This window comes from Microvirga ossetica (assembly GCF_002741015.1).
GTDB lineage: Bacteria > Pseudomonadota > Alphaproteobacteria > Rhizobiales > Beijerinckiaceae > Microvirga > Microvirga ossetica.
On the sequence record NZ_CP016617.1, the window covers coordinates 1,131,470 to 1,153,851 of the forward strand.

General features: G+C 62.2%; 23 protein-coding genes and 2 pseudogenes. 13 read left to right on the forward strand and 12 right to left on the reverse strand.

Features of this window, described 5'->3' with window-relative positions; genetic code table 11:
* The first annotated feature begins 7 nt into the window (after positions 1-7).
* Complete coding sequence (locus BB934_RS33460; RefSeq protein WP_099514112.1) at positions 8-1,507, forward strand: tripartite tricarboxylate transporter permease; 1,500 nt, start codon at positions 8-10, stop codon at positions 1,505-1,507.
* 161 nt (positions 1,508-1,668) lie between these two features.
* Complete coding sequence (locus tag BB934_RS33465) at positions 1,669-2,004, forward strand: acyl-CoA thioesterase (protein WP_099514323.1); 336 nt, start codon at positions 1,669-1,671, stop codon at positions 2,002-2,004.
* A 26-nt stretch (positions 2,005-2,030) separates the two neighbouring features.
* On the opposite strand, the gene BB934_RS33470 is transcribed toward BB934_RS33465, so the two are convergent.
* The 3 genes from BB934_RS33470 to BB934_RS33480 form a co-directional block, all read right to left on the reverse strand.
* Positions 2,031-3,008: an ABC transporter substrate-binding protein gene (locus BB934_RS33470; RefSeq protein WP_157934472.1), complete on the reverse strand. Its 978-nt coding sequence runs from the start codon at positions 3,006-3,008 to the stop codon at positions 2,031-2,033.
* 110 nt (positions 3,009-3,118) lie between these two features.
* Positions 3,119-4,522, reverse strand: a complete 1,404-nt coding sequence (locus tag BB934_RS33475; protein WP_099514114.1) for a sensor histidine kinase — start codon at positions 4,520-4,522, stop codon at positions 3,119-3,121.
* The gene (locus BB934_RS33480; RefSeq protein WP_099514115.1) at positions 4,519-5,184 is read right to left on the reverse strand and encodes a response regulator transcription factor; all 666 of its coding nucleotides are present in this window, start codon (positions 5,182-5,184) and stop codon (positions 4,519-4,521) included. Before BB934_RS33480 ends, BB934_RS33475 begins: the two co-directional genes overlap by 4 nt.
* Before the next feature lie 220 nt (positions 5,185-5,404).
* Here BB934_RS33480 and BB934_RS33485 point away from each other — a divergent pair, with 220 nt between their 5' ends.
* Positions 5,405-6,691, forward strand: coding sequence for an ATP citrate lyase citrate-binding domain-containing protein (locus BB934_RS33485; RefSeq protein ID WP_099514116.1), 1,287 nt, complete (start codon positions 5,405-5,407; stop codon positions 6,689-6,691).
* Between the two features lie 37 nt (positions 6,692-6,728).
* Positions 6,729-6,935, forward strand: a pseudogene (locus tag BB934_RS51170) (hypothetical protein); the annotation flags it as partial.
* Here the strand turns inward: BB934_RS51170 and BB934_RS33490 are convergent.
* The gene (locus BB934_RS33490) at positions 6,850-8,589 is read right to left on the reverse strand and encodes a recombinase family protein (protein WP_099514117.1); all 1,740 of its coding nucleotides are present in this window, start codon (positions 8,587-8,589) and stop codon (positions 6,850-6,852) included. The pseudogene BB934_RS51170 and the gene BB934_RS33490 sit on opposite strands and share 86 nt — an antisense overlap.
* A 311-nt stretch (positions 8,590-8,900) precedes the next feature.
* Here BB934_RS33490 and BB934_RS33495 point away from each other — a divergent pair.
* Both BB934_RS33495 and BB934_RS33500 read left to right on the forward strand, forming a co-directional pair.
* Positions 8,901-9,287: pseudogene (locus BB934_RS33495) on the forward strand (citrate synthase family protein); the annotation flags it as partial.
* 35 nt (positions 9,288-9,322) lie between these two features.
* On the forward strand, positions 9,323-10,120 hold the full coding sequence (locus tag BB934_RS33500; protein ID WP_099514118.1) for a TerC family protein: 798 nt from the start codon (positions 9,323-9,325) through the stop codon (positions 10,118-10,120).
* Here the strand turns inward: BB934_RS33500 and BB934_RS33505 are convergent.
* The 4 genes from BB934_RS33505 to BB934_RS47700 form a co-directional block, all read right to left on the reverse strand.
* A complete protein-coding gene (locus BB934_RS33505; RefSeq protein ID WP_099514119.1) occupies positions 10,098-11,072 on the reverse strand; it encodes a magnesium transporter CorA family protein in 975 nt (324 codons plus the stop codon). The genes BB934_RS33500 and BB934_RS33505 overlap by 23 nt on opposite strands.
* Before the next feature lie 83 nt (positions 11,073-11,155).
* Positions 11,156-11,728 (reverse strand): PRC-barrel domain-containing protein, encoded by a 573-nt coding sequence (locus tag BB934_RS33510; RefSeq protein ID WP_099514120.1) that lies wholly within the window; start codon positions 11,726-11,728, stop codon positions 11,156-11,158.
* 331 nt (positions 11,729-12,059) lie between these two features.
* Positions 12,060-13,073, reverse strand: coding sequence for a magnesium/cobalt transporter CorA (gene corA, locus BB934_RS33515; RefSeq protein WP_099514121.1), 1,014 nt, complete (start codon positions 13,071-13,073; stop codon positions 12,060-12,062).
* Positions 13,074-13,304: 231 nt separating this feature from the next.
* Positions 13,305-14,420, reverse strand: a complete 1,116-nt coding sequence (locus tag BB934_RS47700; RefSeq protein ID WP_157934473.1) for a thermonuclease family protein — start codon at positions 14,418-14,420, stop codon at positions 13,305-13,307.
* 1,936 nt (positions 14,421-16,356) lie between these two features.
* On the opposite strand from BB934_RS47700, the gene BB934_RS33520 reads away from it, so the two are divergent.
* Positions 16,357-16,659 carry a hypothetical protein gene (locus BB934_RS33520; RefSeq protein WP_157934474.1) on the forward strand — a complete coding sequence of 101 codons (303 nt, stop codon included), beginning with the start codon at positions 16,357-16,359 and terminating at the stop codon, positions 16,657-16,659.
* A 3-nt stretch (positions 16,660-16,662) separates the two neighbouring features.
* Here the strand turns inward: BB934_RS33520 and BB934_RS33525 are convergent, their stop codons facing one another.
* Positions 16,663-17,346, reverse strand: coding sequence for a PRC-barrel domain-containing protein (locus tag BB934_RS33525; RefSeq protein ID WP_099514123.1), 684 nt, complete (start codon positions 17,344-17,346; stop codon positions 16,663-16,665).
* A 158-nt stretch (positions 17,347-17,504) separates the two neighbouring features.
* On the opposite strand from BB934_RS33525, the gene BB934_RS33530 reads away from it, so the two are divergent.
* The 5 genes from BB934_RS33530 (at position 17,505) to BB934_RS33550 (ending at position 20,465) form a co-directional block, all read left to right on the forward strand.
* Positions 17,505-17,780: a plasmid stabilization protein gene (locus BB934_RS33530; protein ID WP_099514324.1), complete on the forward strand. Its 276-nt coding sequence runs from the start codon at positions 17,505-17,507 to the stop codon at positions 17,778-17,780.
* 205 nt (positions 17,781-17,985) lie between these two features.
* Positions 17,986-18,408 (forward strand): helix-turn-helix domain-containing protein, encoded by a 423-nt coding sequence (locus BB934_RS33535; RefSeq protein WP_099510510.1) that lies wholly within the window; start codon positions 17,986-17,988, stop codon positions 18,406-18,408.
* Entirely contained in the window at positions 18,372-18,947 is a 576-nt protein-coding gene (locus tag BB934_RS33540) for an IS630 family transposase (RefSeq protein ID WP_237050334.1), read from the forward strand. The genes BB934_RS33535 and BB934_RS33540 overlap by 37 nt, the downstream gene beginning before the upstream one ends.
* Before the next feature lie 277 nt (positions 18,948-19,224).
* Positions 19,225-19,716 (forward strand): sigma-70 family RNA polymerase sigma factor, encoded by a 492-nt coding sequence (locus BB934_RS33545; protein WP_157934475.1) that lies wholly within the window; start codon positions 19,225-19,227, stop codon positions 19,714-19,716.
* Between the two features lie 383 nt (positions 19,717-20,099).
* A complete protein-coding gene (locus BB934_RS33550) occupies positions 20,100-20,465 on the forward strand; it encodes a hypothetical protein (RefSeq protein WP_099514125.1) in 366 nt (121 codons plus the stop codon).
* Here BB934_RS33550 and BB934_RS33555 read toward each other — a convergent pair.
* Positions 20,434-20,964 (reverse strand): hypothetical protein, encoded by a 531-nt coding sequence (locus BB934_RS33555; protein WP_099514126.1) that lies wholly within the window; start codon positions 20,962-20,964, stop codon positions 20,434-20,436. The two genes, BB934_RS33550 and BB934_RS33555, sit on opposite strands and share 32 nt — an antisense overlap.
* Positions 20,965-21,237: 273 nt before the next feature.
* Entirely contained in the window at positions 21,238-21,600 is a 363-nt protein-coding gene (locus BB934_RS33560) for a hypothetical protein (protein WP_099514127.1), read from the reverse strand.
* On the opposite strand from BB934_RS33560, the gene BB934_RS47705 reads away from it, so the two are divergent.
* Complete coding sequence (locus BB934_RS47705) at positions 21,599-21,760, forward strand: hypothetical protein (protein ID WP_157934477.1); 162 nt, start codon at positions 21,599-21,601, stop codon at positions 21,758-21,760. The two genes, BB934_RS33560 and BB934_RS47705, sit on opposite strands and share 2 nt — an antisense overlap.
* A 242-nt stretch (positions 21,761-22,002) precedes the next feature.
* On the opposite strand, the gene BB934_RS33570 is transcribed toward BB934_RS47705, so the two are convergent.
* A complete protein-coding gene (locus BB934_RS33570; RefSeq protein WP_099514129.1) occupies positions 22,003-22,371 on the reverse strand; it encodes a hypothetical protein in 369 nt (122 codons plus the stop codon).
* Positions 22,372-22,382: the final 11 nt, after the last annotated feature.

Here is a 22,382-nt window from a genome sequence, read left to right on the forward strand (position 1 = left end):
GCCCGCCATGGAAGCCTTCGTCTCTCTCGCCAACGGCCTGTCCGTCGCGATCCAGCCGATGAACCTGCTCTTCGCCCTCATCGGCGTCCTGCTCGGCACCGCCGTCGGCGTTCTGCCCGGCATCGGCCCGGCCCTGACCGTGGCCCTGCTCCTGCCGATCACCTTCAAGCTCGATCCGGCAGGCTCGATCATCATGTTCGCCGGCATCTATTACGGCGGCATGTATGGCGGCTCGACCACTGCGATCCTGATCAACACCCCTGGAGAGAGCGCCTCCATGGCGACGGCGCTCGAAGGCAACCTGATGGCCAAGGCCGGCCGCGGCGGCCCGGCGCTGGCCACGGCGGCCATCGGCTCCTTCGTGGCGGGTACTTTCGCGACGCTGGGCCTAGCGCTGCTCGCCCCCTATCTCGTCGACATCGCCGTGAGCTTTGGCCCCGAGGACTACTTCGCCCTCATGTGCGTGGCCTTCGTCACCGTCTCGGCCACCTTCGGCGATTCCCCCGTGCGCGGCCTCACCAGCCTGTTCATTGGATTGCTGCTGGGCCTTGTGGGTATCGACATCCTCTCGGGCCAGTCGCGCCTGAGCTTCGGCGTGCCGGAGCTCTACGACAACATCGAGGTGACGACGCTCGCCGTCGGTCTCTTCGCGGTCGGCGAAGCGCTCTACGTCGCCTCGCGCCGGCACGTGCACGAGGAGAAGTTGGAGGCCGTCCGCGGCTCTCTCTGGATGACCAAGGAGGACTGGAAGCGCTCGTGGAAGCCGTGGCTGCGCGGAACGGCCTTCGGGTTCCCCATCGGCGCGCTTCCCGCCGGCGGCGCGGAGATCCCGACCTTCCTGTCCTACGCGACCGAGAAGCGGCTGACCAAGCATCCCGAGGAATTCGGCAAGGGCGCCATCGAGGGCGTGGCCGGTCCGGAAGCTGCCAACAATGCGTCCGCCGCCGGCACCCTCGTGCCGCTGCTGACGCTTGGCCTCCCGACCTCCGCCACCGCCGCCATGATGCTGGCCGGCTTCCAGCAATACGGTCTCAATCCCGGACCGCTACTGTTTGCCGAAAAGCCGGACCTGGTGTGGGGCCTGATCGCCAGCCTGTTCATCGCCAATGTCATGCTGCTGGTGCTGAACCTGCCGCTCGTCGGTCTGTGGGTGAAGCTGCTCGCGATCCCGCAGCCCTGGCTCTATGCCGGCATCCTGGTCTTCGCCACCATGGGCACCATCGCGGCCAACCCGTCGCCGGTCGAACTCGTCATGCTGACGATCTTCGGCGTGCTCGGCTTCCTGATGCGGCGGTTTGACTTCCCCATCGCCCCGGTGGTCGTGGGCCTCATTCTGGGACCTGTCGCCGAGAGCCAGCTGCGTCGCGCCCTCTCGATCAGCCTCGGCGATCCGATGGTGCTTCTCCAGAGCCCGATCTCGGCGACGCTCCTCGTCATCGCGCTGATCGCCCTCGTCGCACCTTTCGCCCTCAAAAGTCTCGGACGCTTCAAAGCCGTCGAGGACTGATCCGACCGCAGCATCCTCGGCCCCACCTCAGGAGTCGAGGATGCCCTATCTGAACACAGTAAAGGTCTGGCGCGTCTCGCAAGCGCTTTCAATGGCAGGAGGTCAAGCCCGTGGAAACGACAACGCCACCCATTCGCGAAGCGGTGATCCGGACCATCGCGATGCCCTCCGACACGAACCCGGCGGGCGACATCTTCGGGGGCTGGCTGATGGCGCAGATGGATCTTGCCGCCGGCAATGCAGCCGCGCGACGGGCGCGCGGCCGCTGCGCCACCGTCGCAGTCGACGGCATGGCCTTCCACAGTCCGGTACATGTCGGTGACGAGGTCTCCGTATATGCGGATCTGATGTCCGTCGGCCGCACGTCGATGACGTTCAAGGTTGAGGCGTGGCGCCGCTCGCGCGACGGTGATGAACAGATCAAGGTCACGGAGGCAGTTTTTATCTTCGTGGCAATCGACAGCGGCTCCCGCCCGCGCCCGATCCCACCCAGCTAACTTGGTGAGCACCCTGGATCGTTGATCTATTGATTCTCGGGCTCGATGTGAGTGGAACGGCGCCATTCGCTCAGGAACCGCTGGCGCTTGGCGCGATCCTGAACGGCCAGCAATTCAGGCCCAATGGTGATCGGCCGCAGAAGCCCTGATGAGGCAAGCCAGAGCGGACCGTCGACCTCCTCCGGAAGAGCTCCCTCAAAACTGAAGAAGAATGAGGCCTCGCGGCTCTTCCTCTGGCCTCTTTCCGAGAGCAGGTACTCCAAAAACCGGAAGGCGCTCACCGGATTTTTTGAGAACTGGGGGATGAACACTGCACGACTGAGGACAACCGTGTAGTCGCGCGGAATGACGATGGCCAAGTGGGCACCGCGCCTTACGGCACCCACGGCATAGGATCCGATCAGGTTATAGCCAATGGCAAGACGCCCGGAAGTCAGGTCGGACACGAGATCCGTCGTGCAACAACTTGCCACCAGCCCTGCTCGCCCGAACGCCTCAAGGAGTCGCCCGAAGGTGGTCGTGCCGTGCGCGTCATAGGACGCAAAGAGATATCCGACTCCGGTTTGGGAGATATCGTAGGTGCCGACCTTCCCATTGTATTTCTCGGGCTTTGTCCGGAGAAGATCGATGAGTTCCGCTCTGGTTCGCCGTACGTCCTCAGGCGGGACAAGGTCACGATTGTACACGATGACCGCCGGTTCAAACGTGAAGCCGAAGACTTCATCGCGCCATCTCGTCCAAGGCGGCAGCTGAAGGGTTATGGGGGACCGATAGCTTACAGCGCAGCCATCGTTGACGAGTTTGACCAAATGGTCGACAGACGATGAGAGGACCAGATCCATCGTTCCGTGCGTTGCATTGCACTCGGTGGTCGCCTTGCTGAACAGATCATTGGTCAGGTACTCGTTGTATTCGACCGTCACGTTCGGCGACAGGTCCTGGAAGTCACGGATCAACGGTTCCATGGCAGCAAGATCCGTCGCACCATGAACCGACAGGGTCATCTGCTCCCCGCCCGGAGCTGGAAAAACCGTGTTCCCAGCCGCTGTGATTGGGCCAGGCCACATTCCAATGAGAACCCAGATAGCAACCAGGGCAGCCTTTATTCTCGGGTTCAAAGTGCATCTCCGCTGTCGGGCGGCTTCGGAGCATCACGCAGTCTCCTGAAGTGCAGGATGACTGCAAATCCATCCTCCGAGCGCTCGCGAAACCGAAGTTCACCCCCATGCGCACGAACGACGTCTCCTGCGATGGACAAGCCCAAGCCGGAGCCGGTGGCGCTCTTTGTATGGAAGGGTTCCCGGACCTGCTGCCATTCGGATACTGGGATCCCTGGCCCGTCATCGACCACTTCGACGATGGCGGCGTCGTCCTCCGCAAAAACGCGAACCTCCAGGCGTGTCTCCGCCCCGTGCTTGAGCGCATTGTGGATCAGGTTCGACAGGGCTTCGCGCAGGCTGACGGCATCTCCTCGCATGAGAACGGGGTCAGGTGGCTCCTTGAAGGAGATGTCCACGTCACGATCGAGCGACAGGGGAACCGCATTGATCAGCATTTGCCGCGCGAGGACAGCGAGATCGATGGTATCAAATTCTGCGATCTCGGCCCGGTGGATGATCATGGCATGGTTCAGCAGCTGGTTTGTCAGGCGGCCGAGTTCGGCGGTTCGCTCCCTGACTCTGTTGAGTTGCTGTTCGCGGCGCTCAGGCCGGGTCTCTTCGGTGAGGAGATCCACTTGCGACGCCAGTCCCGCCAGAGGGGTTCGAATCTGGTGCGCCGCGTCCGCAATGAACCGCTGCATCAGAGCAATCCGGCCGGAGAGCCGATCCATAAAGCGGTTGATCGTGAACACGAGCGTTTGGATCTCGCGGGGGATCTCAAGATCGAGCGGGGTCAGATCCTTGGGGTCGCGCGATCGCAGCTCCCGCTCCACGCGGGTCAAGGGCTCCAGGGCTCGTCGAACAGCGAACAGGACGCCCATGAAGGCCAAGCTGGTCATGGCGAACACCAACAGCAGAGCCTTGAGCGTCAGGTCTCGCGTGAGGCTGGCACGAGCCTCACGCGTTTGAGCCACGATAACGTGGGTCCAGCCGGGCGCCACTGGATCTGAGACGAGCCGGCCGACGACGGCGACACGCACCGGAAAGCCGCGGTATTCGCCATCAGAGATCAGGGGTTCGCGCGCGTCGGCAAAGGACCCGGCCGGGGCCAGATCATCGTATCCCGTGAGAACCTCCCCACGTGGGTCGACAACCTTGTAGAAGATGCGGTCGTTGACCGAGAGGGAGAGGGTCTCGAAGGCCGAGACCGGAGGATCGACAGATATCGCCCCTTCTTGGGCATAGATGCTCTCTGCGATCTGGAGGGCGGCTCCCACCAGGAGACGGTCATAGGCATCATCGGCGGCAATGCGAGCGTAGAACCACGCTGCCGTTCCCAGCGCGACGGACCCTGCAGCGAAGACGACAGCGATGATCAGAATAATGCGTGAGTAGAGGGAGCGACCCGGCCTGATCATTGGCACACGATCTGATAGCCAAGCCCCCGCAGCGTCCGGATTTCCGCGCCGGACCCGGCCAGCTTCTTTCTCAGGCGGGCGACATACTGTTCCACGGCATTCGGACTGGGCTCGTCGTCAAACCCGAACAGCTGGTCGACAAGCTCGTCCTTGCCAAAGATCCGGCCTGGTCGTGTCGCCAGGATCTCGAGCAGCGTCAGTTCCCGCCGGGTCAGATCGATCGGGGTCCCATTGACCGCGACAGCTCTTGTGCCCCGATCAATGGTCACCTGTCCGCAGACCAGCTGGTTGGTGGATTCCCCGACACTGCGCCGAAGAAGCGCCCGGGCCCGGGCCTCCAGCTCACGGGAATCGAACGGCTTCACCAGATAATCGTCCGCACCAAGATCGAGAGCATCGACACGGTCGTCGACCTGTGATCGCGCCGTGAGGATGAGGACCGGGGTCTTTGATTTGCGCTGCCTGAGCCGTTTGAGGATCGAGAAGCCGTCGAGCGCCGGCAAGTTCACGTCGAGGATCAGGAGATCGTAGGCCTGAACCTCCAACACCTCGTCCGCCACGCTTCCATCCTTCTCCCAGTCGACCGTGTGGCCGATCCGCTCGAACCGGGCAACGATCGCCTCTCCAACGTCCACGGTGTCCTCGACGAGCAGGATCCGCATCTTCGCCTCTCATCAACGGCCGCTGTCAGGTTGATGACAGGTTCACAGGGTACGCAACTCCCATGAGGCCGCCAAGGGAATGTTCGAGGTCCGCCCGACAGGCCTCCTAAACGGCTCGCACGAAGAGCCATCACGCATGGCTGTAGCAGGATGACGAGGGTGGTGGTCCAACTGCGACCACCTGCCGTCAGCGAGAGCGATTGTCAAAGGGAGGATACAGATGCAGATCACAGGCATGCTCCACGGAGCCAAGCTGCTTCAGTTCGCCGGGTTCCCGACCTCGGAGGTCCTCGGCCCCGATGCCAGCGAGGAAGAGATCCGAGCGCTCATTGACCGCCATGGCAGCGTGTTCATCAAGCCGGTGTTCAAGGGCGGGGTTGGCAAGAAGGGCAAGGCCGGGCTGCTCGGTCGGGCCTCCGACCTGAAGACGGCGCTCAAGGAGAAGGAGCGGCTCTATTTCGTCGAGCATCGGGTCGGCCCGACCGCGGCCAAGGCCAACGGGGTCACCTTCGAGGGAGCAGTCCCGGCCGAGCACGAGGTCTACTTCTCGATTGCCGACTCGACCCGCTTTCGCGCTCCCACCATGACCCTGACCCACCATGGCGGCATGGACATCGAGGAGATCGACAAAAGCCTCGTGGCCCAGATCCCCTTTGATGCGCTGACCGGCCTCAAGGCCTTCGTGGTCGCCAACGCCCTGTCGGAGCTCAACGCCCTCAAGCCGATCATCTCGCCCCTCGTCCAGCAGTTGCCCAAGCTGTGGGAGCTCTACCACAACTTCGGCATGACCACGCTGGAGCTCAACCCGATCCGCATGCGGCCGGACCGGAACGGGCGCCTGACCCCGGTGGCGTGTGACTTCAAGTGCGGCTTCGACCGCGACGATCCGCGCTGGGAGCGGCTCAACCTTCCCAACCACCTGTTTGCCACCGACTACTCGGACTTCGAGCTCGAGATCAACCAGCTCCGCACCTACCAGGGCCAGAGTGACGTCTACGTCATCAACCCGCAGGGCACCATCCTGGCGCCCACCTTCGGTGGCGGCGCCAACTCTCTCGTCACCCAGATGCTGGGCGACGATGCAATCATCTCGTCGGACTTCGGGGGCAACCCTCCGTATGAGAAGATGAAGAAAGTCGCACAGATCTGCTTCAAGCACTGGCTCAAGCAGTCGAACGTCCTGTTCATCATCGGCGGCAAGTCCAACAACACCGACATCTTCGAGACCTTCCGGGCGATGGCCGATGCCCTGCGGGAGCATTTCGGCCAGCATGGCCCCTCGCCGCTCTACGTCGTGGCCGGCCGCGGCGGGCCGAATCTGGTGCGTGGCATGGGTGTCTTGCGCGACACAATCGAGGCTCTCGGCCTGCCGTATCGCCTCTTCGGCTTCGACTCCGACATGAGCGAGGTCATCAACTACGCCCGTGCCGCAGATGCCTGGATGAAGGCTGGCGGACGTGACGAGGTCGCGGCGAAGCTCCGCATTCCTTTGGCGACCGCAGCCTGAGCGGGACTGACGATACAAACAGACTGGAGGAGACACAATGTTCAAGCAAGGCGTCGGCAGCTTCAAGTATCACGTAGGCATCAGCTCGCTCGACCAAATCGCCACCCGCGACGATCGGGTCTGCGTGCTCAACATCCTGGGCGGCGAGTCGAGTGACGTCACTCCCGTCGGGCACGCCTACTCTGGCGGCAACGTGGTGTTCGGCACCTCGCCAGGCCGCAGCGGCCAGGTCCTGGAAACTCCGGAGGACGTGTTGGACAATGGTGCAAAGTTCGGCCTGCCTCAGATGGACCTGAGACGCCAGGATCGACCCGGAAGATCACCCGAACCACATCATCGGCAACCTCGATGCGCTTGACGAGAGTACAGATGATGTCGCGCCTTGTCGTCCAATCCGCCCCCGCGAGCCGATCGTGCACCAGCGCGGCAAACAGGTCGAGTTTGCCAATCACGAGGTGCAGCGAGCGGACTTGCTCATCGGCTTCCTGGTGAGCCTTGGCTTCGGCTTCCAGCCGGGCTGTCCGGCGGCGCAACGCGGCCAAGCGCGGCTCGAATTCAGGCTTCTCGATCAGCCCCTCGGTGTAGCTGTCGATCAGTCGCTCGATCGCGCGGCGGGCCTTGGCCCGTTGACGGCCAAGGGCATCAAGTTCGAGCCGATGCGGCGTGGCCTGCACCGCGTCCAGGCGCCGCTGATACTCCGCGATGACCCGGGCCGGATCGTCGAGCAGCCGGCAGACCTCGGTCCACACCGCCTCATCGAGCAACTCCGTGGCGACCAGCCGGGCATCGCACCGGAACGCACCGTGGAAACGGCTGCGGTCGGTGCCGCAACAGCGATAGTAGCGCCACTGCCCGCGATGGTGATGGCCGGTGAACCCATAGCCACACTTCTGGCAGACCAGCAGGCCGCGCAGCAGATACTGGACGCCCGCAAGCCGCTCGCGACTGCGTCTGCGGTTCTCCTCCAACTGCTCGGCGACACTCGCAAAGAGTTCTTCGCCGACAATCGCTGGCACCGCGATGCTGATATGTCGTTCGGGCGTGGCGAGCACTTGCCGCCAGGGCCGTCGCGGCAGGCCATCGTGGCCGCGCGGCGGATGAAGCGGCGGCCGCCACGGCACGCTCTGGCGGCGACCATAAAGCGCCTGTCCCGCATAGGCGGGGTTGAGCAGCATGCTATGGATCATCGCCCGGCTCCAGTGTCGCCGCCCAGTCGGACTCGGAAGTCCGCTGTCGTGCAGGCGTCGGCAGACCCCCGCCAGCGTCAAGCGTTCGTGCCCGACCCAGGTGAAGATCTGGCGCACGATCCGGGCGGCCTCCTCATCAATCTCGTAGCGTGCGTCTCCCCCACCAGCCTCACGCGTGATGTAGCGGTAGCCGAAGGGCGCACGGGACAGGACGCTGACGGCACCGGTCTGGGCGCGATGGCGCTTGCCACGCCGGCTGCGCTCCAGCACCTTGGCTCTCTCATACTCGGCGAACATACCCTGCAGTTGCAGCAGCAGGCTGTCTTCGGGCGTGGTCCCGATCGGGTGATTGAGGAAAACGACTTGGGTGCCGGCATGGGCGAACTCCTCGATCAGCAGAACCTGATGCGCATAGCTGCGAGCCAGGCGATCCGGGGCATGGACGTAGATCAGGTCGATCGCCGACAGTGCCACGAGGTCGCGTAGATGCTCCAGCGCGGGACGGATCAGGCTGGCGCCGCTGTGGCCGTTGTCGATGAACCGCAGATCATCCCGCAAGTCGTGGCCATCCTGCTCTGCTCGCGCGGTCAGTTCCGCCAATTGGCTGTCGATGGTGTGATGCTCAGCCTGCTGGTCGGTAGAGACCCGGGCGTAAAGGGCGACCTGCAGGGTCTGCGGTGCCGAAACGGCTCTCAGGTGCGGAGTTCTCATCGTACGCTCCCTTGGACATGGCGGCCTGCGCCCGTGATGGCAGGGAACAGGTGCGCAGGGGCAGGAGGCGCTCGTAGGCGCGTCCCAGGACTTCTTGACTGCCCCGTCTGACCTCGAAGCCGACCTCAAGGCGCAGAGGATGGCGCCTTTTGCAAAGCTTGGCCATTGCGGTCCTCGTCCTTCATCGGCCTGGTTCGTTCAGAGCCGGTTGAAGGCTTTAACTTAGGACCTGTCGTGTGACGCCGAAGCGCCTCGCGAGCGACTGTATGAACAAAGCTGATCGCAAACTTTGCACCATTGTCTAGCACGTCGGCGTGAACCACCCGGTGTTCAAGGACAAGCCCGTGAACCATGACCCGCGCGAGGTCTTCGTGCGCGAGTTGTTCGGGCGCCGCGAGGAATACAACGTCTTCCATGAGTACTACCAGGAACTCGTGAGGGCGCTGTACGAGACCGGCGTCTCGCGCACCGTGTACTGCGTCAACATCGATGCCGTGATCGCAGCCCTGCTCCTCAAGATGCTGTGGCAACCCTATCGGGACGGTGCCTTGACCCAGGAGGCTCTCGAGACGAGCGCGTTCACGATCTTCCTCTACGCCCGCATGCTCGGATGCGCTGCCGAGGTCGACGACCACCTCAACCGCGGCCGAAACATGGACACGCGGACGGCGGCATCTAAATGCCAGTTTGTGTCTTAAGACTGCGGGCCTTCTAGATTGAGGAGATCACGACAATGAACACGCTGTTCGACCCTCAGGTGTGGCTCAGCCTTCTCACCCTGACCGCCCTGGAGGTGGTGCTCAGCGTCGACAACTTGGTCGTCATCGCGCTCCTGGTCGGCAAGCTGCCTGCCCCGCAGCAGCCATTCGCACGCAAGCTCGGAATGACCCTGGCCCTGGTGCCTCGGTTGGTTCTGCTCTTTGCCATTGGTTGGGTTCTCAGCCTCACCGAACCGCTGTTTTCGGCCTTTGGCCAGAGCTTCACGGGCAAGGATCTGATCCTGATCGCCGGTGGGCTCTTCCTGGTCTACAAGGCCGTGCAGGAGATCCATGCCAATCTCGAGGGCGTCGAAGGGGAAGCTACGGCCAAGATGTATGGCAAGGTAGCCACTGTGGTTATTCAAATCGCAGTGATCAATCTCGTGTTCTCGATCGACTCGATTGTCACCGCGGTGGGCCTTGCGACCGAGATCTGGGTGATGGCCGTTGCTGTTGTTCTGTCCATGATTGTGCTCATGGCGGCGGCGCGGCCGGTTGGCGAGTTCGTTGAACGCCATCCGACCACCAAGATGCTGGCGCTCTCATTCCTGGTGATGATCGGCACCACGCTCGTTGCCGACGGCTTCGGCGTCCACTTCAATCATGCCTTCATCTATGTCTCGATGGTCTTCTCGGTTGCGGTCGAGGCGCTCAACACGGTTGCGCGGCGCCGGGCCGCCAAGGTGGTTCATCTTCATAACCCGTACGGCAACCCTGAGGCTGCGGTCGAGAACGGTGATGAACCGCAGGCTAGAACCAGCCCCGCCACTTGAACCAGATCAGGGGAATGAGAGCGCTGGCCAGGATCAGGGCCAACCCGAACGGATAGCCCCATGTCCAGTCGAGTTCGGGCATGAACTTGAAGTTCATGCCGTAAAGACCGGCTATCAGCGTCGGTGGGATCCCCACCACCGAGGCGATGGTCAGCACCTTGAACAGGTCGTTTTGCTCGATCGTGATGTAGCCCAGCACCGCATCGAGCAGGAATTGCACCTTGCCCGAGAGATGCGCCTCGTATTCGTTCAGCGAAGCCACATCCTTCAACACGGCCCTGAGCCGCACCCGGAATTCCGGGGTGATCCACTCCTCGCCGATATCGCCGGCAAACGACGCAATCCGGCCGACCCCGAGCAGCACATCCCGTGCCTGCGAGACACGCTCGCCGATCGCTCCTACGGCGCCCAAGGTCATCCGCAGGGCATCGGTGGAACGGACCGTATGGCTCCGGTGAGTGGGGTTGCCGCGGAATACTTTGTGGGAGATCTGGTCGAGTTCGCCGCGCAGACCTTCCAGCACGTCCGCTCCACGGTCGACGATCGCCTCGAGTAAGGCGGTATACACCCCGACGTGTGTGGCCAGGGATGGGTCATGGTGGATCTGCTCCGCCACCTGGTCGAACGTGGAGAGCTTGGCGAACCGGACCGTCACCAGCACAGTCGGCGACAGAATGAACCCGACCGGCGACAGGAAAGCCTCGGGGGTGTCGCTGCGGGCGAGAATGGGCATGCTGAGATAGATCACGCCACGGTCCACCTGCAAACGGCTTGAGGCCTCGATCTCGCTCAGGGCGTCTATCGAGGGCACTTGGATATGGGTCCGGCTCTCGACGAAGGTCTTCTCCTCGTCTGACGGATCGAGGAGGTCGATCCAGATCACCTCGCTGGGTAGCTCCAGGGAGGCGCTCTCGCGCACCGATCCGGCCTCATCACGGTAGATCGTCAGCATGTCACCAGCCCAAGCGGCCTCTCAGCTCGCTGGGCCATCGTGTGCCGAGCGACGCCAGCCTGGGAAAGGGTCGTGACCAAGGCTCAGCGTCTGGGCAAGTCGCGCCAATAGTCCCACATCTCCTGCTCACGTTTCCTGTCGGGCCAGACCTGATCATCGCCGTAGAAGGCGGGGGCGCCTCGGACCTGCTCCTCGGTGATGTCGGTGCGATAGCCCTCAAGCGGCTTGTCATAGGCGAGCTTCTCCCACGGGATGGTGTGATGGTGGATGCCGACGCCCAGGAAGCCCCCAAAGGTCACATCGACGTAGACCACCCGGCCGCTCACCTTCTCGATCAACAGCCGCTTGATCGTGCCGATCCGATGCCCTTGAGAGTCGAACACCGCCGTGCCTTCGACACGATCGCTTTCGATGACGGGTTTGGGAGAGGTGTGCTGGAGGATCGGACCCGACAGGTAAAAACCATTTTCCTCGATCCCGAATTCGACGACGGTTTGATTGATATCCAAGGCCCAGGGCTCATCCGGGGCGATCTGCCGTTTGAGGATCCAAGCTCCATCCGTCGCAGGTAGCGTCGCACCGTCCGGATCGCTGGTGATGCCGCGCAGGTTAGGGACACTTTCCGATTGGAACACGTAATATGCTGTCCGTCTCATCAGCACCTCCCTTTCAGCAGGATCGCTGGTCCAGGGGCATTGGGCCATGATCAGTAAGAAAACGCAGGCTAGCACCCGTCAGGTCCGATCTGGCGGCCACGACGGCAAATCTAGCAAGACACAATCCAACCTTTGCGAAGCATCCCCAGGCCCCTCGCCGACAAGGATTTTGTTCTAGGCTCAGTGCCCTGTCACCGCGTGGGGAGCCGCGACCGGCTTCGACTCGGGTGAGCCGCGTTCCATGGTCTCCAAAGTCGTGGGATCCCTCCGTGTGGCCAACCCTTCGCTGCTGCCCTGTGCAAGCGGCTCAGGGTAGCCTTGACATCGCTGCCTAGAGCCACTGCTTCTGGCGGAAGCGCCAGTACTGCCATCCACAAACCACGGCGATGACCACGAGCACAAAGGGATAGCCGTATTTCCAGTGCAGCTCGGGCAGCACGTCGAAGTTCATGCCGTAGAGCCCGGCCACTGCCGTCGGCACCGCCAGGATGGCGGCCCAGGCGGCCAGCTTGCGGGTGATCTCGTTCTGCTGCGCCTGACCCGTCATCAGACTGGTCTCGAACGTGAACGACAGCACCTCGCGCAGGGACTCGATCTCCTCTTGCACCTGGCGGATGTGGTCCGAAACGTCGCGGAAGAGCGGAGACATCGCGGCATCGATCCCTGGCAGCCCGGGCTTTTCGAGGCGCCGGCACACCTCCACCAGCGGGATCGCGGCATTGCGCAGGCGCAACAGATCCCGCCGGAGCTGATAGATCCGGCTGATCTGGTCTTTGGACGGGTTTGCTCCCAGAACGCTGTCCTCGATCTCCTCGACCTCCGCCTGGATCGTCTCGATGACCGGCATGTAGTTGTCGACGATGAAGTCGAGAATGGCATAGAGGATGAAGTCCTCGCCCTCGGAGAACGCAGTTGGGGCCGCCTCGCAGCGTTCGCGCACCGGCGTGTAAGAGGTCGAAGCGCCGTGTCGGACGGAGACCAGGTAGCCGCGCCCCACGAACAGGTGGGTCTCGCCGAAGGCGATGCGCCCGTCCACCATCTGAGCGGTGCGGGCGACGATGAACAGCGCCTCGCCATACTGTTCGAGCTTGGGCCGCTGATGGGCCTTGAGGGCGTCCTCGATGGCAAGCTCATGCAAACCAAACTGCCCCTGGACTTTCCTCAGAAGTTCCAGGCTGGGCTCGTGCAGGCCGATCCAGACCACATGCCCGGGCTTGCGCGACCATTCCCCGGCTTCGTCGATGGGCACCTCGGCCACGCGCCGCCCACCCGCGTAAGCTGCCGAGGCGACGACACCTGGGGTATCCTTGGGCTGATTAGATACGAGTTTGAGAGGGTTCGCCATGAACAATCAACGCAGGGCAGCCCCGCCCGGTGCCAGGCCCAGGGAGCAACCTGCCCTTGGAGCCATATCTCAGCCGCTCTCCTGGGGACAATGCCCGGCGGCACTGAGCCAGCTGTGCTGGGAAGAAGCGACGACGGCACAGGCTGTCTGGCTATCGGAGGATGAGCCATGACGCCTCAACCAATCTCCACCTTACTCCAGACATGACAACACCAGCATGAGGCAACCAGGCTACTTGCTCCACACTCCGACGCGAGCCGATCGTGCTCTGCCCGCGGCAAGCACAAGTTCCGGTGTTGCATCCGGGGCAGCCCACCCGCCACCATTGAACAACACGACTGTGGATAGATCCTTTTGCTCGACTTGGCATCGGTAAACGTCTGCTGGACCAGCAGGCTCACAAACCACTTCACGACCATCTAAATACTGGGCCAATTCATCTGTGCTGCTTGCTTTACCATCGGTTTCAACTCCGAACAGGTGAATGGTGCGCCCCTGCAGTGAAAGCGTTGAGGTATCAAGGACGCTTGGAGTGCCGCGAAGCCCACCCGAGTTAGCCGGAACAGCCACCGCCACTTGGACTGGTATTGACGTCGGCGCGTCAGGGCTAGAAGCTGGAGTGCGGCCTGTGAGGGCTAGCGGCTCACGCGGCAGCGGAGCACTCATCTTGCTGCTCGATGATTGTTCTCCCTTCTGACCCAAGGTGGCTGTGGCATGGTTCCTTTGGCGTTCTCGCTCAAGCTCCTGTTTCGCTTCTTGTAGTTCTCGGCGGTTCGATGCCATTAGGATCGCATCCTTCCCCCGCAGCTTCTGGAGCGCCTGACGTTCCTCCGCCATGACTGCAAGGTCGCGCGTCACAGCATCTGCGCGCTCCCGCTCCTTCTCAAAGGACGCTTTCAGCTCTGCCCATTGTTCAGCGTTTGATGCCGCAGAAGCGGCATCTTGCGCACGAAGGGCTCGGAGCGTCCGCAGTTCCTCCGTAGTAGTTGCAAGGTCACGAGAAATCGCATCAGCTCGTTGCTGCTCTCGCTCTGTCGCACCTTTCAGTTCCGCGAGCTCATCACGGGGTGGCACATGAACAGATTTGTCTGAGTCGGCTACGGGTAGTGACACTGATCCTGGTGCGACAGCTAAAGACGCCGTGGACTGATTGTCATCTTCGCCGTCAATTGTTTGCAGCTCAGCTAAAATGTCTGGTGCTCGAATCTGATCGAGAAGCAGAAGGGCAAGCGTGCCGACCTCGATTGCCGTATTGAGGCGGCTTTCGGCTTCTCCCAGTTTACCCTGGCGCAGGAGCCTCTCAAGGTCCCTTGCGAGTTGCCGCCGCTCCGGTGACGTAACAATCAAAGGCAGGATCCCAGAGAGAGTGTTGGTAGGACTATTCTCTGTCTGACTTACCGGCTTAGCGGCTAAGTCCGTTGTCTGTAAATCTTGGGTGTCCGAGCGCCTTTCCTGTGTGAAAGTGCGAACGAACTCCGGCCTAGGGTCGCCCTCTCCTGTTAGGGGCCGTTGCTCGGCCATCACTGGGCCACTCAGCAGCCCCCCTAGCAGGGCCACTGCACACGTCTTTGCAACGTTCCTATGAGCTTCGCCGAGCGGCACGTCGAACGGCAAGATTGGCCGCCTTGCAGATCTTCGTCTGAGTCCTGCAAAGTTTCGTCCGCCCATGTCAGACCTCCCGCGGTAGCGCTCTTATAAGCAGTAGGCGAGAACTTCTGCTGCTGTTTGATTGGTATCACAAAACTTTCTTTGGCTGCCGCTGCAGCGCCCATTCTCGAACTTCTTACAATGCGATGCTCAGTTATTCATTTCGGCAAAGGACGCTTTAGCAACAAGCCGCCCTGAAGCAAGGCGATGCGAATTTTATGCCAACTATTGTTGTGGTCAATATAGCCACTTTTGGTAGAGACCTCGCAAGAATTTCGCCTCATCATTAGGTATTTGGTCGGGTTGACCCGCAGTCCCACTTGGAATACGTGATACCGCACGTGCGGTACCGTTCTCGCAAGCTTTTGTACACGTTCCTGATCACTGCCGCCCTCTCCGGCTCAGCACACGGCTATTTTCGGAGATGATTATCGGCCGCTCCCCTGCGAAGCTAACAAGCAGCTCGTGTGTCGCAACACCGCGTGAGCGTCGATTTAGCTTGGGGTTGGCAGCTTCAAAATCAAACGCTGATCGCACGGTGCACGTGTCGCCATCGGGACTGCATCGCACGTTCATTGTGTTTGGGCGATAGCGGTAGTTTCGGTCAGGCCACCGCTGAGCGAAGCGACGCTTCTTCGCAAGTAACGCACCAAAGCTGTTGCTCTGCCCATGGAACAGCACTCTGGAACCGTAAAACTCTGGTGTCGCCTGAAGAGCCTGACGATTTGAGGAGGACCAGGCGTTAAGGTAATCGACGGCGAAGCTCTGCGCCTCTTGCTGCCGAGGGATTGGCCGGGCTCGAACGAAGCCTGGCCGAACTGCCACGCTGGAGCCGCTTGCTGGCGCCACCACGGGTTCTGCGGCAAGCTCAGGATTCTGCTCTCGGGGCCCAGGCTGAAATGGAACAGCTGGACCCTGCTGCCCCCAATGTCCAGAAGAGGCGCGCTCTGTTCGACTGACAGGTTTCGACCGAACCTCACTGAGTGATGATGCTGGCGGGGCCCCCGATGCAGGAGCTGCAGTCACAAGAGCAGATGGGGATTCTGTCTGCGCGGGCTTGGCCTGAACTGCTGAGCTCGACTCAAAGGCTTGGGCTGGACGCGCAAGCAGATCGGCTGGCGGATCGACCCACCCTCCCTTCGTCTGTCCGAAAGCTGCCGAGCCTAAGAGCACCGCCGGAATGACAGTCCCTATCCAGCCTCGATTCCATTGAGTTCGCATGATGCTCTCCAACAGGCCAGCGTGACTGATAAGCCCGACTAACGACGTGACTACGCCGCTTCTATTCTGGCATAAAGAAATAATTGAACGGGTAATTTGGTTCAAAGAAGGCCCACCAGCCAACATCTAGGCGGCCGGATCTCTGCAGCCCTTAATAGACCGCTTGGTGTGCGATGCGCCCGCACGCCTGTCATCCCGCCCGTAGCCATATCGGGCTAGGCTATGAAGATTTGCGGTTCTTAAGGAGCGTCCGACGTTGCATTCTCCAGCCTGACATTCAGACAACTCCCGGGGAGTGCCAGGAGTGGACCATTCCCATTTCAAATCCAAAGTTACTTCCTTAAGGCTGTGCTGGAGAGGATAGTATCTGCTCATACACCTTCAAAGGCCAAGTTTGTCCTCGGACCCGCATCAGATGCCATTCGACAGCCCGCCTGCGGTCCATCAATTGATTCATCTCGGCCAGGAGCGTCTGCGCGTCGTGAGTGGCCAAGGCGATCGCCTGGGCGTCAATGCTGAAGCGCTGCCTTTGGGCGGCGCGCGCGAACTCTCGATTGAGCCTTTCGCACGCGTCTGCAAGACGGTGGAGCTCCGCAATCAGCTCGTGCTCGCTCATCTGATTCAAGGCCGGCATCGCTTAACGGACCTCACGAACACTGGAAGCCTTACGGCCTTTGCGAGCAGCAGGGCTTCCAACGATCTGACGCTTCACGGTTAAGGATCACGTTGGGACCGAAGACCAGAAGTCCTGCACCTGCTGCCCGTACTCGGGCTCGGAGAACGGCTCTTCACCGGCAGCATAGCTTGGCGCGCCCATCAGCCGCTTCCGATCGGCATCGATCACATAGCCCTTCTTACTGGTGTCATAGGTCAGGGCATTCCAAGGCATCGGATGATACTTCTGGCCGATCCCGGGAAAGCCCCCAAAGCTCATGATGGCATAGGCCACTTCGCCCGATCGCTTGCCCACCATGAAGTTGTAGACTTCGCCGAGCTTTTCTCCCTGACGGTTGTATACCGTCGTGCCCTCGACCTTGTTGGAGGCGATCAGGTCCGTTGTCTCATCCTTTTCGACCGAGCTGGACCTGGGAGCCCGGGCCGGCTGGCCGAAGGAGCGATCGGGAGCCGCTCTCTGAGACGATCTATGGGTCGGGGCGCTGCTCCGGGTTGTACGACGCACCGTCGTTGCAGTGGCGTACCCGACAGCCCCTCCAAGGAGGATTCCGAGCAGGACAATGCTGTCTTCGAAAAACAGATCCGCCCGCCGGCGTCTGCGGTACTCGTCAGTGCGGGCTTCCAAATCACGGGTTGGGTAGGCTGGCTGGCTCGAAGCTCCTGAGCGATAAGACCGAGGTCCGGCTCCCAAGCCTTCCTGAGACCTGCCGGCCTGATAGGTGTCGACCATGAACGTTTCCTCCTGAGAATCGATCAGCCGTTGCCCAACCCTGCTGATTAACCCACCTCGTAGGCGATAGTTCGCAAGGCTTTTGCTCTGCATGGTCTTATTCGCGGATACGGAGGCAATCGTCCGGAACATCCGGCCCGGTCGCTGATTTAACGTGGATCAAAAAGCAAAAACGCAAAGCCGAGCACATCGAGGAAGGCTACGAGAAACAGGGCGTCCCGGAGAAGGAAGCTGAGCGGCGTGCTTGGGCAACCGTCAACAAGGAAAGCGGGGGCGGCAACAAGAGCGGCTCTGGCCGTGGCAAGAAGGATACGAATACGTCGGCCAAAAAGGGCGGCGCCGTCGGTGGAGCGGCCTCGGCCAAGCGCCCCGCCGCAGCGCGCTCGGCATCGGCAAAGAAGGCCGCCGCCACCCGAAAGCGGAATGCAAGCTGACCCGCGTCAGCCCCCAACGGTCGAACGGAAGCTCCTCCGTGAAGGGGGCTTCCTGTTGGACCTTCACGGGATGCAACAATCGCCCTTGCATCCGTCTCGCCTCCTGATCTCGGCGTTTCGCTGACTGCTAAAGCGCTTTTGATCTGGACTTGAATCGCTTCGGGTGGTCTGTGCGTTGACTGGGATATGGCCCGGGAGGCAAACCATGCCCCAGCCCTATTCTCCTGATCTGCGTGAGCGTGTTCTTGTCGCCTGTGCGCGTGGCGACCTTCCTCAGGTTGAGATTGCCCGCCGCTTCCAGGTCTGCCCCGCCACCGTCTCGAACTGGCGCCGCCAAGAGCGCGAGGAGGGCCGACGCTGTCCCAAGCCGCACAGCGGCGGCGTGCCCTCGCGCCTGGATGCAGCAGCTCTGGAGGTGCTGCGTCAGCTCGTGGCCGAAGACAATGACGCGCTGCTGCGCGAGTACCGCGAGCGCCTGGCCGAGCGAACGGGCGTGACGGTGTGTCTGGCGGTGATCTGCGAGGCGCTCAAGCGGCTCAAGCTGCGTCCGAAAAAAAGACCCTTCGGGCGGCCGAGCAGGAGCGGCCCGAGATTGCCGCCGAGCGCGAGGCCTATCGCCAGCAGATGAGCGAGCTTCCCGTGGAACGCCTGGTGTTCCTCGATGAGAGCGGAGTGACGACCAAGATGGCCCGCACTCATGCGCGAGCGCCACGTGGGCAACGCGCCTATGGCTCCATCCCGCTCGGCTCGTGGCAGCGGCTGACGGTCTTGGGCGCACTCGCCTGTGAGGGCCTGGTCGCTACGATGAGCATCGAGGCCTCGACCTCGACCTCCGTGCTTTTGGCCTATCTCGAGCAAATCCTGGTACCGGCCCTCAAACGCACCAAGCCGGATGCCATTCTGGTGTTGGACAACCTGCGCCCGCATCGGGCCACAGAAGTGCGAGACCTGCTCGCGCAGGCCGGGATCGGGCTTTTGTACCTGCCGCGCTATTCCCCGGAGTTCAACCCGATCGAGCCCGCCTGGGCCAAGATGAAAGAGCGGCTCAAGGCGAAAGCGCCTCGCACTCTTGAAGCTTTGGAAGCGGAACTCAAACCCGCCCTCGACACCATCACCGCAAAGGATGCCCGAGGCTGGATCAGGCATGCCGGCTATGCCCTACACTGATCCCAAAAGCGCTTTAGGATCTGCCAGCGTCACTTTGTCGGGAATACCACGCGATACAGGTTCCCAGTATGCCAGACAGCCAGTCGAAGGCTCCTCGTGGCAGTCTTGACGCTTCCGTCCAAGAACACCTCGGCGTGCAGCTGCGTGCTCTCTACGGCGATCCCTCTGAGAGCAAGCTTCCCTATGAGTTGCGCCTGCTCGCCCGACGGTGGCACAGACCATCCGTGCGCACACTGCGCACACCGAGCCGGTCGACCAAGCCTTCCTCGATGGGGTCATGGGCAATCTTGTCCCGCTCCGCGCCTATGCCATCTCGCTGACCAAGGCCTTCGATCGCGCTGAGGATCTGGTTCAGGACACAGTTCTGCGCGCGCTCCGCCGGCGAGAGAGCTTCGAGAAGGGTACGAACCAGAAGGCCTGGCTCTTCACGATCCTGCGCAACACCTGCTTCTCGGAACGTCGTAGGGCCAGGCGCGAGATTGAGGATGCTGACGGTCGCCTTGCCAGTGAGATGGCAACGGGTGCAGACCAGGAGAGCAGACTTGTTCTCCAGGAACTGGAAGCCGCGCTAGCCAGGTTGCCCCAGGAGCAACGAGAGGCTCTTCTGCTCGTCGGAATGGAGGGTCTCTCATATGAAGAAACGGCAGCAGCGTTGGGCTGTGCTGTCGGCACGGTGAAGTGCCGGGTCAACCGTGCCAGGAACAGGCTGGCCGAAATACTCCGACTGGATGCAGACGACCTTGGCGGCAAGCGGACAGGACAGCGCTAGGGTACTTGTGGCGGTCGCGTCTGGCGTGATCAGAACGCGTGACAGATTGGACTGCCTCGTTCTTCTGATCCCATCCTGGGAGAGCCACAGAGCTGATCCCGAAAAGAAGCAGGGACCCGCGAGTGACCTCAAACGTCGGGAATGTGGAAGGCCTGAAAACGCTTGACCTCAACCCGCCGAATAGAAAAGAGCCGCTGTTTCTATTGCTTCGTGCTTGCCCGGTCGGCTCGGCAATCCCCCGTGAGAGGCACCCCACCCGTGCAGCGATGGTGTCGCTCTGAGCCTCAAGGATGACAGAACCAGCAGCCAAGATCAGGCCTTGTGAATACAGTCGTTATGAACGCCTGATCTTTCTGCTGATCGGGTCGTCTTGGTGGACAGATATGCTGTGGGTTATTCTTCTCCTTGGCGCCGCTGGGATGGCCGGAGGCTACGCGGCCGAACGGGCCATCATCCCGAAACTCCAGTATCGTCCCGGGACACCCAATGAGGTCGTCGAAACCTGTCGGCAGGCCGCCATTGCGGCAGCCAGCACCCACGCAAGCGAGATGGGCGCGCAGGTGACGCGCGTGGATGCGACCAGCGCCGGCGAAATACGCCGCACCCGAAGCGGTCTGCGGGCACCGGTGGAGGTTGGGATTGTCTACTCACGCCTGGGCGGGCGCGAAGCCCGCCAGGGCATCATCGAATGCCGGGTCGACCGGCGCGGGCAGGCGACTATCGCGGATCTTGCAGCCGCAGCACGCTAGGCAGCTCTTGCACACGTGCGACCGGGGCAGCTGACTGGCGCGAAGCCTGATTGGTCGGCACGACGCGTCGCTGTGCAGCCGCTGTCGCTGTTCTCCGCACTGAGCCGGTCGCCGCTGGTGCCGCAGGGCGCACGCTCTCGCGACGAGCCGCGGGTGATGCTGTGGTCGCGGGGTGTTGCTGCGGCGGGGCTTTCGTCGCGGCGCTTGGCACAGGGTTCGCGGGGTTGGCGCTGGCTGCCTCCTGCTTCAGGCGCATGACTTCGGCCTCGGCCGCATCGCGCGCCTTGCGGGCGGCGTCCAGCTCGGAACGGGCCGTAGCCGCCTCCGCACGCGTCCTCACGAGTTCCTCGAACAGGTTGCCGCGCACGCGGTTGAGCCGGGCGATCTCGTCTTCGGGAGACCCAACAGCGCCGGTGATCGAGACGATGCTAAGGCCGACGGCCGTCACAACGGCATAGCCGGCAGAGAGCAGGATCTGTTTGGGTTGGGAACGTGACATCGGAGGCCCTCCCGCTGGTATCCTCACGGCCCGATGCTGACCGGGCGGCGATCCTGCTCTTCTGGCCCACGGTCAGGTAGACCCGCAGAAGGACTAACCCTTGTGGACAGGTTCTCCTTGGCGGTGCGGCATACGGCAAACTAAGCCGAGCTTACCTTGCTTGTGGGCGTGCAGGACATCCGCGTGAAGCCAATCAGCTTGGACATGAGACGACGCCGGCCGGACGGGCTAGGCTTGGAGGACCGGCTTGCCGTCCGACCGATATCTGGCCGGCTAGTCGCTGCCCGCCGCTGATTTCTTCCGCGAGGAGGTCCGCCTGCTACCCTTCCGGCGGTCGCCGTTGCCGCGATCCTCGCCCCGCGAACCGCCGAGTGCGCTCGTCACGACCTCTCCTGCGGCTCCGATCGCAGCCGCCGCGACCTCCAGCGGAGCAGCGATGATCTCGGCGCCAAGACTTCCTGCAGCCGACACGGCATCCCGCCCTTCCTGCGTTCGGCTGCCCTGTCCCTGCTCGCCGCCCTGCGGCTTCTCCAGCACGGTGGCGACGGCCCTGAGGGCCTCCGCCATCACCGCGCGCGCCTGTGGGGAGGTGAGCGTTGTCTCGAGGCTCGAGAGCCACGCCATCGGGTTCAGCATGCTGCCTTGGGACCGTGAGCGGGCCTGCGTCGTGGAACGCGATCGCGATGGGCCGGAGGACGAGCGTGCTGCCGCACGCGATCCTGCGGAGGACCGAGACTTCGCGGGAACAGCCTGGGACTTCGTTGCAGACCGGGAGCCCGCCAACGCTTTGGACTGAGCACGCTTGGAAGCGCCAGTCTGCTTCTTCGTGGCAGCCCGGGAGGCGGATTTCAACGCCGACTTCGCTGGCGCCTTTCGGCTCCTGCTGGGTTGGGAAGTGTCGTCCTTCTTGGTTCTAGCCATTGTCATTCTTTCATCTGCTGGGGCCGCAAGCCGGCCATGCCGAGGAACAGCGTTCCTCCGCGGTGACAATGACGGCGTCGCCGTTCGGTTCGATCGCACAAATGAGCCGAAGACAAATTAGCTCCGCCGCAAGAACGCCAGGCCAGCCGGAAGATCGTGCTCCTGCCGTGCCGGTCGCATGGCCTTGATGGACGATCTAGCTCTTGGTGGCGCCTCGTCAGCGATCCAGGCGGCTTTTCCATCGCGTGTCTCCAGCGGACATGCCGCTTCGACGTGGAGCATCGCTTCCTGCAGCCATTCGGCCAGTTGCGTCGCAGAAAACTGCGAAAGAAAGCGTCGGTCTCTCTCATCAAAAGCGATCTCGAGGTTCCCGTCGCCCTTGTCCATAACCTGGATCATGATGTGATCGAGGAGCCGCTCCTCGATGAGATACCCGTCCATCTGGGCGGCGGCTACAGGACCGGTGACTGTGACCAACCTCTTCATGCCATATCCCC

Bases quoted from the DNA above. Each gene is read 5' to 3' on its own strand.
- BB934_RS33555 (WP_099514126.1), bottom strand. From the start codon at position 20,964: ATGTCACGTTCCCAACCCAAACAGATCCTGCTCTCTGCCGGCTATGCC.
- BB934_RS33490 (WP_099514117.1), bottom strand. From the start codon at position 8,589: ATGAGAACTCCGCACCTGAGAGCCGTTTCGGCACCGCAGACCCTGCAG.
- BB934_RS33535 (WP_099510510.1), top strand. From the start codon at position 17,986: ATGCCCCAGCCCTATTCTCCTGATCTGCGTGAGCGTGTTCTTGTCGCC.
- BB934_RS33570 (WP_099514129.1), bottom strand. From the start codon at position 22,371: ATGAAGAGGTTGGTCACAGTCACCGGTCCTGTAGCCGCCGCCCAGATG.
- BB934_RS33460 (WP_099514112.1), top strand. From the start codon at position 8: ATGGAAGCCTTCGTCTCTCTCGCCAACGGCCTGTCCGTCGCGATCCAG.
- BB934_RS33525 (WP_099514123.1), bottom strand. From the start codon at position 17,346: ATGGTCGACACCTATCAGGCCGGCAGGTCTCAGGAAGGCTTGGGAGCC.
- BB934_RS33545 (WP_157934475.1), top strand. From the start codon at position 19,225: ATGGGCAATCTTGTCCCGCTCCGCGCCTATGCCATCTCGCTGACCAAG.
- BB934_RS33485 (WP_099514116.1), top strand. From the start codon at position 5,405: ATGCAGATCACAGGCATGCTCCACGGAGCCAAGCTGCTTCAGTTCGCC.
- BB934_RS33465 (WP_099514323.1), top strand. From the start codon at position 1,669: ATGCCCTCCGACACGAACCCGGCGGGCGACATCTTCGGGGGCTGGCTG.
- BB934_RS33560 (WP_099514127.1), bottom strand. From the start codon at position 21,600: ATGCTGAACCCGATGGCGTGGCTCTCGAGCCTCGAGACAACGCTCACC.
- BB934_RS33550 (WP_099514125.1), top strand. From the start codon at position 20,100: ATGCTGTGGGTTATTCTTCTCCTTGGCGCCGCTGGGATGGCCGGAGGC.
- BB934_RS33505 (WP_099514119.1), bottom strand. From the start codon at position 11,072: ATGCTGACGATCTACCGTGATGAGGCCGGATCGGTGCGCGAGAGCGCC.
- BB934_RS33500 (WP_099514118.1), top strand. From the start codon at position 9,323: ATGAACACGCTGTTCGACCCTCAGGTGTGGCTCAGCCTTCTCACCCTG.
- BB934_RS33520 (WP_157934474.1), top strand. From the start codon at position 16,357: ATGCCATTCGACAGCCCGCCTGCGGTCCATCAATTGATTCATCTCGGC.
- BB934_RS33480 (WP_099514115.1), bottom strand. From the start codon at position 5,184: ATGCGGATCCTGCTCGTCGAGGACACCGTGGACGTTGGAGAGGCGATC.
- corA (WP_099514121.1), bottom strand. From the start codon at position 13,073: ATGGCGAACCCTCTCAAACTCGTATCTAATCAGCCCAAGGATACCCCA.
- BB934_RS33475 (WP_099514114.1), bottom strand. From the start codon at position 4,522: ATGATCAGGCCGGGTCGCTCCCTCTACTCACGCATTATTCTGATCATC.
- BB934_RS47705 (WP_157934477.1), top strand. From the start codon at position 21,599: ATGCTGCCTTGGGACCGTGAGCGGGCCTGCGTCGTGGAACGCGATCGC.
- BB934_RS33470 (WP_157934472.1), bottom strand. From the start codon at position 3,008: ATGACCCTGTCGGTTCATGGTGCGACGGATCTTGCTGCCATGGAACCG.
- BB934_RS33510 (WP_099514120.1), bottom strand. From the start codon at position 11,728: ATGAGACGGACAGCATATTACGTGTTCCAATCGGAAAGTGTCCCTAAC.